A 13,132-nucleotide genomic window follows, 5' to 3' on the forward strand; every position below is an offset into this window, starting at 1 on the left:
ACGCGAGCAAGGGACGACGGCGGTCAGGGAGCGGCAGCTCCGTGCACCGACATGCCTTCAGGAGTCCCGGGCGACGGACCATTCGCAGCATAGGACGGTGGCATAGTCGGCCAAGCGGCCGTGGTGGTAACGCAGGACCGAGTGGATGCGGCGGCGCAGGGTTTCGGGGAGCGGGACGCCGTCGGCGTGCTGGCGGACGATGAAGTCGACGAAGCGGTCCCGTCCGAACTCCTGCCCCCTGGCGTCGGGGGCTTCGGTGATGCCGTCGGTGTAGAACAGCAGTCGGTCGCCCGGCTCCAGGTGCTCCTGGCAGACGGTGGCGGTCAGTCCGAGGTCAGTGCCGAGGGGGTGGGTGGGCGCATATGCCAGGGTGGTCACCCAGCGTCCGCCCCGTATCAGGACAGGGGAAGGGGCCGTAGTTGACCCAGCGCAGGATCCCGGTGGCGAGGTCGAGGCGGCGAGGATTCCGGTGGCGTAGCGGATCTTGTGGAACTGCTCTGGAGAGCTGCTTCGATGGACTGTCCTGCTTCGGTGAGGCTCGCGCCGCGGCGGCGGTGGCTGCGACAGGTCGCGACGGCCGGATTGGCGGTGTGCCCGGCTCCCGTGTCGTGGCCCATCGCGTCGAAGATCGCCAGGAGGCGGTGTCCGCAGCCAGGGCGTAGTCGAAGGCGTCACCTGCCGTCTCGTAGGCTCGTTCCATCGTTCCATCGTTCCATCGCTCCCGCGACGGTCACGCTGCCGTCGGAGAACGTCTGCGGTGGCATCAGGGTCCACTGCATCTCCGCGGGACGGGCTCATCGGCCGTATTCATCGGGGTCGGACTGGCGTAGGAGTCGCTGTAACTGCGCTTGGACACCGGCAGCAGTCCCACCGGGGACGCAAGATCCTCCCGCTCCTGGCCACGCGCCTCACCGTCCGCGGTGGTGTCGACCGTGTCGAACCGCAGCACGCCCAGACGCTCGATGCCGTCCACCATCGGTACCCAGTCCCGCCCCCGGCCGTCGGTCAGGGCACCGCCCAACCCCCTCTGGAAGGCCTGCCCGACCAGCGTGGCAGCGATACGCAGCTCCCCGCCGCCCTCACCGGCGTCGATGCCGCGGCCGGTCACCTCACGCAGCACATCCTGCTGCAGATCCGCCAGAAAAATGCTGGTTCGGCCGAGGCCGGCCCGTTCGGCATGCGCGGCCACCAGAGCGGACAGCGCTCGCTCGCCGTACGGAGACAGCGACGAGCAGTGACGGCGGTGTCAGCCGCACTGGGGGCCGGTGACGGCGGGCCTCGCCACGGCACCCTGCGCCGGCCGCCGGGCGCGACGCTCAGCCGCCCGGCCCGGCTCCATCCCCGCTCGCTCGGCGTGGCCCCACGCAATCACCATGGATCCGACGCAACCGCGTCGTCCTCCGCCCGCTCTGGGTCAGGCGGCAGGCCTACCGCCTGCACCCCGCCCCGCGCATCCACATCTCCCGCACCATCCTGCCTCCCCCTGCATACAGGGCCGCGGAGAGGCCGGTGGATGGAGGGGCTGCTCAGGCGGAAGACCTCCTTCGTCCGCGGGGTCAGATGTACGGCGCCGCCGAGACTGGGCTTGCCTACGTGCGGTACGCGGAGTCACGGCATTGATCTGCCGGCCGCCGGACCTGACGAAGGCCTACCACCCGCTCCGCGGCGGTAAGGCCGTCATCCCCGCCGCGCTGCCGTTCCACCCGGGCCCGAGCGCGGCCTGCACGGTGGGAGAAACCGGGAACAACGTGTCGAGCCCGAGCAAACACCACACCTGCCGGTAGTGGGCGTTGAGATTGGCCACGCGCAGCGTGCCGGCATGATCGACGAGGATGCGCCACACTTTGATGATCATGCTGATGCCCGAGGAGTCGAGGTACCCAGGCGACAAGCGTCCAGCACCAGGATGACGCAGCCCTGCCTGACCAGGTCCTCGCACTGCGCGCCGACGAGGATGGCGTTGTCGTAATCGACCTGCTCCGGCAACTGAGCCACCACTGTGCCCTGGTGCTGCATCCGCACAGTGAGCATGAACGCGCTCCCGCCTGGTCCCAACCGCTTCCACCATGCCGTCCATGGGCTCTCTCGCCCGCCTACCCGCAACTGCGCTCCGCATCCTTGCGCACAGATGCACAGCGCAAGCACCCTTCCCCACCAGCTGATACGTCACCAGTGACGGCCGCCGTCGGGCTGATGGTTCTGCGCGGTCCGCGAGGAACTGCTCCGGCTGGCAAGGCTGCCCCTTCCTGGCGGCCCCGGAGATCAGGGTGGTCTCGGTTCAGAGGGTCATGCAGGGGACGCGCCAGCGGATGGCCTCAACTCGGCCTCCCCCGACGCCCTGCCGGTCGTACCGCAACGTGTACGGGGCTTCCAGGTCGCACCCGGTCGTCGGTGAGCTGGATGTCGAGGGAGGCGCACGCAGAGGCCCTCTGGGGTTGGGGAGGTACGTTCCGAACTGGCTTTACAAGCTTGACGACGACGCGGGCCCGGCCGAGCTGTGCGTCAGCTCATGCCCCTATCGCTCCACTCCGGACTGAGCTGGACCTTCCCCCTCGCCCTCGCCTGGCACCGGGCCAGGGTTGACACTCTTAGCTATGGGGATTAGCTTTTGGCTAGTCGCATTAGCTTGTAGCTATTGCGCATAACGAGCAGGGAGATGTCATGGCTGAGTTCGTCTCCGTCCCGGGCGGCACCATCGCCTACGAGGCCGCTGGAGAAGGCCCGCTGGTCGTCCTGGCCCACGGCATGGGGGACAGCCGCGCGGCGTACAGGTTCGTCCTGCCGCGTCTGGTGGCGGCGGGGTATCGAGTGGCCGCGGTCGACCTGCGGGGCTGCGGCGAGTCGAGCGCGCAATGGCCTTCCTACTCGCGCACCGACATCGCGGGCGATCTGCTCGCGGTGATCCGCCACATCGACAGCGGCCCGGCCGTCCTGGTCGGCCACTCGATCTCCGGCGGCGCCGCCACCATCGCGGCCGCCCAGGATCCCGGCCTGGTCAGGGGCATCATCGAGCTGTGCCCCTTCACGCGCGCGCAGTCGATCAAGCTCGGCGACTTCCGCTCGAAGAGCTACCGACAGGGTGCCTTCCGGCTGCTCGGCGCCAGCCTGTTCGGCAGCGTGGGACTGTGGTCCCGCTATCTCGACCACGCCTACCCGGGCCGCAAGCCGGCCGACTGGACCGACCGCCTGGCCCGCGTCGAGGCGATGCTGGGCGAGCCCGGCCGGATGCGGGCGCTGCAGAAGATGGGGCAGTCGGCGCCGACCGACGCCGGCGCCCAGTTGGGCAACGTACGGTCCCCTGCCCTGATCGTGCAGGGCTCGCTCGACCCCGACTGGGTCGATCCGCGCGCCGAGGGCGAGGCGATCGTGGCTGCGATGCCGGCCGGTGTCGGACAGCTCGCGGTGATCGAGGGAGCCGGTCACTACCCGCACGACCAGTACCCCGAGGAGACGGTGTCCCTGATGCTGGCCTTCCTGGAAGCACACACCCGTGCCTAGGGCGGGCCTCGATACGAGCGCCGTCGTCGCGGCGGGAGCGGCGCTCGCCGACGAGGTCGGTCTGGCGGGCCTGACCATGAATCTGCTGGCCGACAGGCTCGGCGTACGGCCGCCGTCCCTGTACAAGCACGTCGGCTCCCTGCACGAACTGCGGCACGGCATCTCCGTCCAGGCCAAGCGCGAATTCGCCCACCAACTGGCCCGGGAGTCCGTCGGCCGTTCCGGCCCGGACGCGGTCCGGGCGTTCGCCGACAGCTACCGCCACTGGGCCCTGGAACATCCCGGCCGCTACGCCGCCACCGTCCCCGCTCCGGCGGCCGGTGACGAGGAGGACCGCCGCGTCAGCGAAGAGGCGTTGCAGGTTCTGCTCGACGTCCTCGCCGGTTTCGGCCTGCCCGACGCGCGCGTGATCGACTCCGCACGGGCACTGCGATCAGCACTTCACGGGTTCGTCACCCTCGAGGGCGCCAGCGGCTTCAAGATGCCCCGCGACGCCACGCGGAGTTTTCACTTCCTCATCGACACCCTGATCGCCGGCTTCCAGGCCGACCCTCCTGACCGCGCCTCCGAAGGATGACATGGCCGCCACCGATCCCTCCCTGTCCACCCCACAGCCACCTGTGAACGGGAAGACACTGGCCGAGCCGGTACCCGAGGCGCCCTTTGCCGATCGAGGCCAGGAGGCCGCCGTAAGCACCGTGAGGACCAAGACGAAACAGCCGGGGCACGACTACGTCCGAGGCGGCATGCGCGTCGCCGGCGAGATGACCGCTTGGGTGTGCACCCCCTGGGCCCTGTGGTCGCACTCCATCCCGCTGGCGATCGGCGCCGTCCTGTTGCTGATAGGGCTGCCTGCCGTCTTCAGTACCCCGGGCGACCGACCCGGCACAGACGCGCCCGTGGCAGTGCCGGGCATCGTCACCATCTTGCTGGTCGTGCTTCATCTGGTGGCGGCGGCAGCGTCTGCGTGGGCGCTGTGGGGGACCTGGATCGCCGCAACGGTGACCGGCCTGTGCCTGGTCGTGCCGTTCACCGAGCTACCGCGCTGGCGAGCCCTGTTGAGCGCGACCCGCGATCAAGCTGAGCGCCCAGCGCGCCGGTGACTGCGGAGATCTGGGCGCCGAGCGCACCTTCCACCGGGGCATCACGACCGACATCCGTTGCCTCACCGTTGTGACGTCCCCGGAAGGCAGACGCCATGCTCGACACCGCGTCGGCCCCGTCGACGACGTGCACGGGACCGGACATCACCCACGTGTACTGCTGTGACGCGGAGTCGGTGTTGTGCTGCCGAAACAGCATCACCCTGAGGCGGGGGCGGGTTCCTCCAGCACGACCACGACCATCACGGGGAGATCGGTGTCCTGCTGTACGACACCTGCGGTCAAAGTCCCTGCGCCGAGAGTCCACTTGCGGGCCGCGATGAACTCGTCCTTGTCCTCAGTCGTCAGTTCGACCTCGGCAAGGTGGCCGGCCAGTGGGGAGTTGTCGATCTCGGGGAGGAACCTGGCCAGTTCCTGCTCGCCCTGCTCGTAGACGGCGTCCAGGTCGTCGAAGTAACCGGACTCGTCGACATCGCGCATCCAGACAGCGAAGGAGACGCGCACGGCCCCGCTGCGGAACTTCTGGGTCCACCCCCGGATGCCGTCTTTGCGCCAGGAGGTTTCCACACCGTCGCGGAGCTTGCCGCGAGGCGTCCACTCCTGAGCCGCGAACTTCGCTGCCGCGCCCTCGACGGTCAGCGGGACCAAGTCCCGGAGGTCTTCCAGCATTGCGGTCACTGCAGCCATGAACTCATTCCACTCATGCCGTTGCCGGGCACGTGATACGCCTTCAGCTGTCCGCCGGCGTAGGCCTCGGGGAAGGCCTTGGACAGCACCTCGTTCACGTGTGCGGCGCCCCATTCATTGGACACCATATAGCGGACTCCCTTGCCCTTGAGGTCCTCGTTGAGGGCGAGCAGCTTCTCGGTCTGCGTGGTGAGCCGGTTCTCGTCGTAGAAGTCGGAAGCGGGGTTGTACGGGGACTTTTCCCACTCGCCATACTTGTCGCCACCGGTCCACTTGGCTTCGGTGACCCAGCCGTCTCGTGGGCCGCCGTCGATGTGGACCTCTCGGCCGTCCGGCAGGATCCATTGCTGCTCGTAACTCTGGTCGGTGACGAGTCGCTGGTACCGGAACGACGGTCGTGCGAGCTGCTTCTCGGTCAGCCAGCCCAGTCCCTTGAATCGCGAGTAGGGCGACAGGCCGAGCGGGTCACAGACGGTGAACGGGTTGTGCACATAGGCGACCGGGTTCGGCGCGGGTCCGAGACCGAGCGGATCCGGGGAGGTGTAGCGGCCGGTCTCGGGATCGTAGTGGCGGAAGAGGTTGTAGTGGAGGCCGGTCTCCGGGTCGAAGTACTGGCCGGGGAAGCGAAGGGGGGTGTAGGCGGTGCTGGAGCGGGTCCAGGCGGTGGTCCCCCACAGGGTGCTCCTGGCACGCCAGGCGATGGTGCCTGATTCGTCGATGAGTTCGGTGGGTGTGCCGACGAGGTCGGTGGCGATGGCGAAGAATCGCCGGTCGATCTCCTCCTGGCGGTCGTCCGGGGTGAGGAGGCGTTCTGTCTGAGACAGCGGAGCCAGGCCGCGGTGGTCCCAGGTGAAGGCGACCACGTGAGGCACGTCCGGGGTGTGGACCGTCTGTTCGCACAGGGTCTTGCCGTCCCAGGTGAAACGGATCTCCTCGGCGACGCTCTCGCCGTCGCCGGCGAGGCGCTGTTTGGCGGTGCGGCGGCCCAGGGGGTCGTAACGGTAGCGCCAGCGGGTGCCGTCGGGGGTGGTGACGGAGGTGAGGCGGTTCTCGGGGTCCCATTCGTAGCGCCAGGTGTCTGGTTTGCGCGAGAGGCGGGTCTTCTGGCGCAGGACGACCCGGCCGAGGGCGTCGTGTTCGAAGCGGACGGTGCCGGCCTGGGTGATGGTGGTGCCGGTGTAGGTGCGCGGTCCGGTGGTCTCGTGGCCGGGGTGGGAGGCGGGCCACGAGGCGGAGATCTGGTTGCCGGCGGTGTCGTAGGCGTAGTGCTCGGTCCAGTCCTGGGCGTGGACGGCGGTGACTCGGCCGGCCGTGTCCAGGTCGAAGGTGCGGGGGCCCGACAGTTCGTCGGACAGGGAGGTGAGATGGCCGTCGCTGCGGTAGGAGTAGCGGCGGCGGTTGAGGGAGCGGTCGTTGATCGTCAGGTGTTGGGCGGAGAGCCTTCCGGCCTCGTCCCAGGCGGAGGTCAGGGTGAGTGCGCCGCCGAAGGTGCGCTCGAGTTCCCGGCCGGCCGCGTCGTGGGTGAAGGCGACTTCGCGGCCGTCGACGCTGATGCGAGTGGGGCGGCCGACTGCGTCGTAGCCGTAATCGGTGACCGCGCCGGTGGGGGTGGTACGGCGGACTCGGCGGCCCAGAACGTCGTAGGCGTAGTTCATGGCGCGGCCATCGACGAGTTCGGTTTTTGTTCTGCCTCGTCGGTCGTAGACGTAGGCGACCTCGTTGTCCGGTCCGGCTGCCCGCAGCAGGCGTCCGGCCCGGTCGTACGCATAGGTGGTCACCTTGCCTGCGACGTCCTTGCGGACTGCTTGGCCGAGCTGGTCGTAGGTGTAGGAGATGACATTGCCGAGTGCGTCGGTTCGGGTGGTGAGCTGTCCGGCGGCGTCGTAGCGGTAGGTGAGGGTGCGGCCGTCGAAGTCGGTCTCGGAGATGAGCCGGCCGGCCTGGTCGTACTTGTACGACCAGGTGAACCCTTGCGGGGCGGTGACCTGGGTGAGTCGTAGGTCGGTGTCGTGCTCGAATGTGTAGCCGGTGCCATCGGGGTGGGTGCGGGCGGTCAGGAGGTCGAAGTGGGTGTACTCGAAGTGGGAGACGCCGCCGGCCGGGTCGGTGTGGGTGAGGCAGTTGCCCTCGCCGTCGTAGGTCCACGACTCGGTGGAACCGTCCGGGGCCACACGACGAGCGAGATTGCCGTCCGCGTCCCATTGGAGACACGTGACGCCGCCCACGGGGTCGGTGATGCGGACCGTCCGGCCCAGAGCGTCGCGTTCCAGTCGGGTGGTGCCGCCGGCCGGGTCGGTGACTTCCACCGGCAGGCCGGCGGCGTCACAGTGCACGGTGGTGGTGGCGCCGAGGGCGTCGGTGACGGTGGTGAGCCTGCCCCGGTCGTCGTAGGTGTATCGGGTGGTGGAGCCTGCCGGGTCGGTGACGGCAGTGCGGATGCCGCGTTCGTCGAACTCCTGGAGCCAGCGGCATCCGTCCGGCCCGTGGAACTCCGTGGGCAGCCCGCGTGAGCCCCGCACAGCGCGCAGTTCGCTTCCGTCGGGTCGGGTGACGGCAAGCAGACGACCGGCGTCGTCGTAGGTGAAGGCGGTGGTGAGGCCGAGAGGGTCGGTGCGGGTCCGGAGGTCGCCGTGGGTGTCGTAGGTGAAGCCGGTGGTGTGGCCGAGAGGGTCGGTGGTGGCCAGGATGCGGCAGTTCGCACCGATGAGGTGGCGGGTGGCGTGGCCTTCGGCGGTGGTGAGGGTGGTGGTCCGGTGGCCGGTGGCGGGGTCGGGATCGGTGTAGGCGAGGGTGATCTGGACGTGGCCGGCTTCGCCGCCTTCGGCGACGACGCGGTCGTGCTCGTCGTAGAGATAGTCGTAGCGGCTGCCGTTGGAGTCGATCCAGGCGATGACGCGGCGGCGGTCGTCGTAGACGAAGGTGGTCGCGGCGCCGGAGGGTCGGGTGACGGTGGTGAGGTCGCCGTCCTGGTAGCTGTAACTCATCAGGGTCAGGTCCGCGTCGTCCTGACCCGCTCCGGCCAGGGACAGGGCGGTCACCAGGCCGTCGGCGGTGGCCAGCTTCGCCCGGTGGCCCGCCGAGTGGACCAGGGCCAGCGGCAGCCCGTCCTCGCCGCGGTCGACGGCCCACCAGTTCCCGTGGATATCTTCGGTCCGCTCCAGCCAGGCGACGCCGTCGTCTCCCGGTTCGGTGCCGGGATGGGCGGTGAAGTGCCGGACCAGGCCGCTGTCGGGATCGGTCAGCGTGTAGTCGCCGTGTCCGTCCCGGGCAAGGAGGGTGCGGAAGATGCCCGACTCCGGTGCGGTGGGGGCCCCGGGCGCCGGGTGCGGGTAAGGGATCAGGAGACCGTCGGCGGTGACGTGGACGACACCGATGGCGTCGATCTGCAACCGCTCGTCGACGGTGGACGTCCAGGCGGGCCCCAGGAAGCGGCCGGCCGTGCACCCGGACTCGGTACGGCGGGTGAAGACCAACGGCAGAACGCCGGGGATCTCCAGGTCGGTCTGAGGCAGGAACATGCGGCCAGAGGCGAGGTCGACGGGGTCGGTACCGGCAACGATGCGACTCCCGTCGGGACGGTTGTGCGTCCCGTCCGGGGCGTCGTCCATCAGCCGGCGCAGCCGGGCCGCGTCGGCGGCCTCCTCGGCGAGGCGGACGCCCTTCACCGCCGCGCCACCGCCACCGGTGGCCGCGGTCAGCGCGAGGTCGGGGATCAGGCGGCCGAAGCCCTCGGCCGGGTCCTTCATGAAGTCGCTGATCATCTGCTTGCCGGTGCCGACCGGGTCGTTGGCGGCGACCACCAGTCCGGCGGCCAGGCTGTTGAGTGACGTGGCGTACTCGGCCGGGTGCGTGATGTTGTACGGGTCCAACGGGTTGACGCTGCGGACGAAGTTGAGCAGTCCCGCCGTGCCCTTGATGATGCCGCCGCCGACATGGTCGCCGATGATCTGCAGTTCCTTGAACCCGTCGCCCAGCTGATCGGCGTACGACGGCTTCTCCGGAGCCATGTCGCGGGCGGCGCGGACCGCCGTACGGGCCGTCTCCGCCGCCGAGTTCCGCTGCTTGCGGGCCTCGGCGAGGATGTCCTGGGCCTCCTTCATCAGCTTCTTGCCCGGGTCGTCGAACGTCTCCCCGGGCTTGGACGGCAGCGAGGCCGGATCGCGCTTGTCCGCCGGCTGGGCGTTGTAGCGGTCGACGGCGCTGTTGTAGTCGTCGACCTTCTTGCGGTGGGCGTCGGCGGCGTTCTCGGACGCCTTGACGCCCTCCTTCCACATGCTGATCGCCGTCTGCGCCTGAGCTTGAGCCCACACCACGGTGTTGGCGAACGTCTCCAGCGCGGCGGCCGCCTTCTCGACCGCATCGACACTCGTGAACCACTTGGGCGGCTGGGTACTGACCGCGGTGCGCAGCGCTTCGGCCGTCTCGCCCTTGAGCCGGGAGGAGTCCAGACCTCTCAGGCCCTCGCCGGCGTCGTCGAAGGCCTTCTGGAAGGCGTACAGCTTCTCGGCGGTGGAACGAATCTTGTCGGGGCTGCCGTAGACCAGCTTGGTCTTGTCCTCCGTCTGGCCGAGGTCCATCTCGTCGACCTCGGCGCCCATCCGGTTGGCGACCGAACGGGACTGCTCGCGCACCCAGTCCGCGCCGGACTCCCAGCCGACGTCGTCCAGCCGGTCGGCGGTCCAGTTGCCCGCGTCCTCGACCCGGTTGCCCACCCACTCGGTGCCGTCCTCGACCACGTCCTCGACCGAGTCCGGCGTGATGTCACTGATGAAGTCGCCGATACCCACCGTCAGTTCCCCCCACAATCGCCCTGCTGCCGCCCCTGCTGCGCCTGTCGAGCGCTCTCCTCCGGCGACGGGCCGAAGGTGTCGTCCGGCGCCTGGTCCCACTGACCGTCCGGGGACACGATCTCATCAACGAAGCGGGCACCCAGCAGCATTGCGTATTCCACTGGCCGCTCCCTGGCCCGTGCCGCAAGGCGAACCGGGCCGCTGACGTCTCGTCGGTGAACCCGCAGGCCCACCCGCATCCCGCCCGAACTCACCGGCCCCAGGCGCTCGTCGGCCACCGGTACCAAGAGAACCAAGCGCCGCACCTCCCCGACCAGGGCACGGCCTGAAGGGCGTCGAGGAAGCTGCCGTAGCTGTCGTCGGCGTGGGCGATGGGAGGGAGGTACTCCTCCAGGACGGACACGCTCGGCTCCGGTTCGCCCGTGATCGGCCAGAGCGCGACCGCCGCCCGTGGCCGCAGCCAGGTGTCCCAGGCTCCTGGCGCTGCTCGCGGACTCCCTGCCCGAGGCTGCCGCCTCGGACATGCCCGTCAGCGGTTGAACGGGCGTGGCCCTGGGCGCCCATGTCCGGATCGCCGGCGAGAGCAATGACGAACGGCGGCGCGGCGGTCGCGACGGAGGTCACGCGTCCAGTGCCCAGCACGACGGATGCGAACAGCGGGTCGCAGTCTTCCTCGGTCGCCGCCGTACCTTTGCCTGCCAAACCCCGCAGGGCGCGCCGCAGCTCCACGGCGGGGTCATGCCCGAGCGCCGACTCCAGCCGCTCCCACGGCATATCGTCCAGCGCCTCAAGCGCTGTGCCAGCAGCATCGTCTTCCGCTCCCCGCACCCGCGGGGATGGTCGCAGGTGGCGCAGCCCGCTCCCCGCGCCTCCGGGGATGGCGGCGCTACCGCACCGAAGACGCATTACCGCAGGTCCTGCACCATGCGCCCGCGGGGATGGCGGTTGGTCGGCCGGGAGCGGAGCGGGGCAGGCCCGCGCCTGGTACGGCAGCAGGGCCCGGACCACGTGTCGCGGTCTGGGCCCTGCCCCGTGCGGTGCCCGCCCTGCGGTGGCGGTGCGTCAGCTGTGTGCGGTGTCGTCGCCCGTCTGCCCGGCGCCCTCAGCTGTGCCTGCCTTCTCGCGCATCTTGCGCAGCAGCTCCGTCTTCTGGTCGGCGGCACTCTGACGGTCGAGGTTGCGGTGCGGACCGTTGTTCTGCCGTTCGGCGCGGGACAGCTTCTTGCGCTGGCCGCCGCCCATGCCCACGGGGTTGTTGATGTTCTTGCTCACGGGTTCTCCCGGAATGATGTGGAGTGATCTACGGATTCATGGGTGGGGGACGGGCGCGGCTTCGTCGAAGGACATCAGCAGGGGCCCATCACGCTCTCACTCGTAAATCGGCGTCTGGAAGAACATGACGAAGACGTTACCCGGTCCCGTCAGCTCCGCACACCAAGTTCTTCGCCGTCCCGGTGTCGGCAGGGCCTTCGGTGAGTGCCCGGGAACAGCGTTTCCCTTCAGAGCCGGCAAGGGCCCTGCAGCGTCATTCCTGTCCCTTTTCCTCCCTGAAGCAGAGCGAAGGACGTGGCCCCGGCTCGCGTTGCGGGCTCACGAGTACGCCTGCTTGTCCTGTGCTGCCGCAAGCCCGTCGGCGATTGCCCAATGACCCGAGGGGGCGGCTGCAGCACCGCATCCGCTTGGCCATAGCGCGGTGAGCACCCAGATCATGGCGCTGGAGGAGGCAGTCCGTAGCCGGACAGCAGCCAGTACCCCCCACAGCGGTTCGGGGGTCGGCATCGTCGCGGCCGTTCAGCTACCGGCTGGGTGCGCTCGGCCACCCGCGGGCCGTGGGCGTATGGCAGCAGCAGGGCCGGACCCATGGGCAACAGACCCTTGCTGCTCAAGGTCTGGGCACACAGTCGGCACCAGGTCTGAGCAGGCCTCCCGGGATCGGCAGCCGGCCAGTTGGCCACGCGAAGTACCGGGGCGCCCCGAGTGTCGGTCGGGCCACCGTGGCATGGGCTGTGTGCTCCAGGGCAGGGGACATGGACGTGCGAGGTGAGGAGGCTGCGTGTTCGACGGCTTTGAGCTGACACGATGTGAGGGAAACGGTGCTCGCCTGCGGGTGCGTCACGGAGGCAGCGGTCCCGCGGTGCTGCTCCTGCACGGTCATCCCCGCCCGCACGCGACCTGGCATCGCGTCGCCCCGCTGCTCGCAGCGGCCGGTCGCACGGTCGTCTGCCCCGACCTGCGCGGCTACGGCCAGTCCGACAAGCCACCGACCGACGCGCGGCACCGTCCGTACTCCAAGCGCGCCATGGCCGACGACTGCCTGGCAGTCATGCGCCGCCTCGGCCACCAGCGGTTCGCCGTCGTCGGCCACGACCGAGGCGCATACGTGGCCACCCGCCTGGCCCTGGACCACCCCGAGGCGGTGTCGACCGTGAGCGTGCTCGATGCCGTCCCCATCGCGGAGGCACTGCGACGCTGCGATGCGACCTTCGCCGCAAGCTGGTGGCACTGGTTCTTCCTCGGACAGACCGACAAGCCTGCCGAACGCATCATCAACGCCGACCCCGACGCCTGGTACAGGGCAACCCCCGAACAGATGGGCAACGACGCCTACGAGGACTACCGACGCGCGATCCACGATCCGGCCACCGTGCACGCCATGTGCGAGGACTACCGGGCCGGCCTCGGAGTCGACCGGGACCACGACGAAGCCGACCGCAGAGCCGGCCGGCGCATCGACTGTCCCCTGCAAGTGCTGTGGGCCACCCGCGACGACCTGGCCGACCTCTACGGCGACGTACTGAGCGTCTGGCGAGACTGGGCGGGCGACAAGCTGGACGGTGGCCCGATCGCCTCCGGACACCACATCGCCGAAGAGGCACCCGAGGCGCTCGTCGCCGCCCTCAACGAGTTCTGGCGCAGCGCCGCACAGCCTGGTCCTCACGCAGAACCCCCGAACTGACGAGGCGCACCAAGCCACCCTGTACTCGGGGACACACCGCCCGCCACCAGCGCCAACGACCACAACGGCGTGGCACCAGTGAGCAGCGAAGACCGATC

Annotated in this window: 11 protein-coding genes; 4 read left to right on the plus strand and 7 right to left on the minus strand. The window is 69.5% G+C overall.

Annotated features, from left to right (window positions below; genetic code table 11):
- Positions 1-57: 57 nt before the first annotated feature.
- The 4 genes from ACFWJX_RS37000 to ACFWJX_RS37015 form a co-directional block, all read right to left on the minus strand.
- Entirely contained in the window at positions 58-798 is a 741-nt protein-coding gene (locus tag ACFWJX_RS37000) for a PP2C family protein-serine/threonine phosphatase (protein WP_383250926.1), read from the minus strand.
- The gene (locus ACFWJX_RS37005; protein ID WP_383250928.1) at positions 764-1,189 is read right to left on the minus strand and encodes a hypothetical protein; all 426 of its coding nucleotides are present in this window, start codon (positions 1,187-1,189) and stop codon (positions 764-766) included. The genes ACFWJX_RS37000 and ACFWJX_RS37005 overlap by 35 nt, the downstream gene beginning before the upstream one ends.
- A 459-nt stretch (positions 1,190-1,648) precedes the next feature.
- The gene (locus ACFWJX_RS37010) at positions 1,649-1,855 is read right to left on the minus strand and encodes a hypothetical protein (RefSeq protein WP_383250930.1); all 207 of its coding nucleotides are present in this window, start codon (positions 1,853-1,855) and stop codon (positions 1,649-1,651) included.
- Entirely contained in the window at positions 1,852-2,031 is a 180-nt protein-coding gene (locus ACFWJX_RS37015) for a hypothetical protein (protein WP_383250932.1), read from the minus strand. The genes ACFWJX_RS37010 and ACFWJX_RS37015 overlap by 4 nt, the downstream gene beginning before the upstream one ends.
- 630 nt (positions 2,032-2,661) lie before the next feature.
- On the opposite strand from ACFWJX_RS37015, the gene ACFWJX_RS37020 reads away from it, so the two are divergent.
- From ACFWJX_RS37020 to ACFWJX_RS37030, 3 genes are read left to right on the plus strand one after another with little or no spacing between them, the layout of a single operon-like run.
- Positions 2,662-3,498: an alpha/beta fold hydrolase gene (locus tag ACFWJX_RS37020; protein ID WP_383250933.1), complete on the plus strand. Its 837-nt coding sequence runs from the start codon at positions 2,662-2,664 to the stop codon at positions 3,496-3,498.
- Positions 3,491-4,075, plus strand: a complete 585-nt coding sequence (locus tag ACFWJX_RS37025) for a WHG domain-containing protein (protein ID WP_383250935.1) — start codon at positions 3,491-3,493, stop codon at positions 4,073-4,075. Before ACFWJX_RS37020 ends, ACFWJX_RS37025 begins: the two co-directional genes overlap by 8 nt.
- Before the next feature lies 1 nt (position 4,076).
- Positions 4,077-4,601 (plus strand): hypothetical protein, encoded by a 525-nt coding sequence (locus tag ACFWJX_RS37030; RefSeq protein WP_383250937.1) that lies wholly within the window; start codon positions 4,077-4,079, stop codon positions 4,599-4,601.
- A 198-nt stretch (positions 4,602-4,799) separates the two neighbouring features.
- On the opposite strand, the gene ACFWJX_RS37035 is transcribed toward ACFWJX_RS37030, so the two are convergent.
- From ACFWJX_RS37035 to ACFWJX_RS37045, 3 genes are all read right to left on the minus strand, one after another.
- Positions 4,800-5,270 carry a hypothetical protein gene (locus ACFWJX_RS37035; RefSeq protein WP_383250939.1) on the minus strand — a complete coding sequence of 157 codons (471 nt, stop codon included), beginning with the start codon at positions 5,268-5,270 and terminating at the stop codon, positions 4,800-4,802.
- Between the two features lie 5 nt (positions 5,271-5,275).
- Entirely contained in the window at positions 5,276-10,075 is a 4,800-nt protein-coding gene (locus tag ACFWJX_RS37040; protein ID WP_383250941.1) for a putative T7SS-secreted protein, read from the minus strand.
- Between the two features lie 1,065 nt (positions 10,076-11,140).
- Positions 11,141-11,350, minus strand: a complete 210-nt coding sequence (locus tag ACFWJX_RS37045) for a DUF6243 family protein (RefSeq protein ID WP_383250943.1) — start codon at positions 11,348-11,350, stop codon at positions 11,141-11,143.
- 781 nt (positions 11,351-12,131) lie between these two features.
- Between ACFWJX_RS37045 and ACFWJX_RS37050 the strand changes: the two genes are divergently transcribed.
- The gene (locus ACFWJX_RS37050; RefSeq protein ID WP_383250944.1) at positions 12,132-13,034 is read left to right on the plus strand and encodes an alpha/beta fold hydrolase; all 903 of its coding nucleotides are present in this window, start codon (positions 12,132-12,134) and stop codon (positions 13,032-13,034) included.
- Positions 13,035-13,132 lie beyond the last annotated feature (98 nt).

It is taken from the genome of Streptomyces sp. NPDC058335 (genome assembly GCF_042723915.1).
Lineage (GTDB): Bacteria > Actinomycetota > Actinomycetes > Streptomycetales > Streptomycetaceae > Streptomyces.